Origin of the sequence: Synechococcus sp. R6-5 (genome assembly GCF_047461775.1) — a bacterium.
Classification (GTDB): Bacteria; Cyanobacteriota; Cyanobacteriia; order Thermostichales; family Thermostichaceae; genus Thermostichus.
The window spans coordinates 1-802 of the sequence record NZ_JANSHV010000342.1 but is presented as its reverse complement, the minus strand read 5'-3'; the positions used below and the strand labels follow the sequence as shown (position 1 = coordinate 802).

The 802-nt window shown below is 57.5% G+C and carries 1 protein-coding gene; it reads right to left on the bottom strand.

Annotated elements, in window-relative coordinates:
- Positions 1-139 precede the first annotated feature (139 nt).
- Positions 140-679 carry a DUF3611 family protein gene (locus NW818_RS13555; protein ID WP_414332564.1) on the bottom strand — a complete coding sequence of 180 codons (540 nt, stop codon included), beginning with the start codon at positions 677-679 and terminating at the stop codon, positions 140-142.
- Positions 680-802 lie beyond the last annotated feature (123 nt).

The window sequence follows — 802 nt, the reverse complement described above, 5'->3', positions numbered from 1 at the left end:
TCAAGGACTCCGTCCCGCTAGCGCGAACAGTAGCTCAGGTGTCTTGCCCTGAACTGGAACGACTGTAAACGACTATAAAAACAACAAGCCGTCTCGCCACTGTCCACATGACTCCCAAAGGTGGGCCAGGGATCCGGCGCTAGGGTTCGCGGTCGAGGACACCGGTAATCCAGAGAACCCCTGCCAAGCAGACGAAGTGGGCAAACGTCACGTTGATGTTGGCGGCCAGCAGCAGCACTCCTGTCACCTGGTTGGCCTGGGTGCGGGAAAACATGCGCGCCAACAGCTCGCCCACTTGGGCTTCCATACCAATCAAAGCAAGGAAGGCCCCAATGAGGCTGACATAGGTGACCAACTGCAACTGCTTGGGCAGATCCAATTGGCTTAAGGCATCGGCAGAAGCTGAGCGGCGCTCCGCGTGGAGCAAGTAGCGCCAGTTGAAAAATAGACCGGCTGCCAGGGTGAGCAATGTAAACAAGGTGAACCAGAAGGCGATGACAGCCCCCAGCGAGTCATCTCGATAGACGGTATTTTGGCCGATTAAAAAGCCAAACCACAGCAGCAGCGCCGTCGCCCCCAAGATTGCCTGGAACCAAAACCCAAAGCGACGAGTCATGCGCAAGCGAGACTTCATCCGCTCGATAGCCGCCCGTACTGACGGCGACATGGGCTCGTTCATCTTTTTCCCCCGCTCGCCTGGATGAACACCAACGTTCGCTTCCAGCCTATCTTCATTCTCCGGCCCCAGTCACCAAATTTTCGGGCTGGAGGCCTGCACCATAGCCGCAGGCTTGGTGTCGGG

Coding starts and splice junctions, on each gene's coding strand:
- NW818_RS13555 (WP_414332564.1), bottom strand. CDS start 679: ATGAACGAGCCCATGTCGCCGTCAGTACGGGCGGCTATCGAGCGGATG.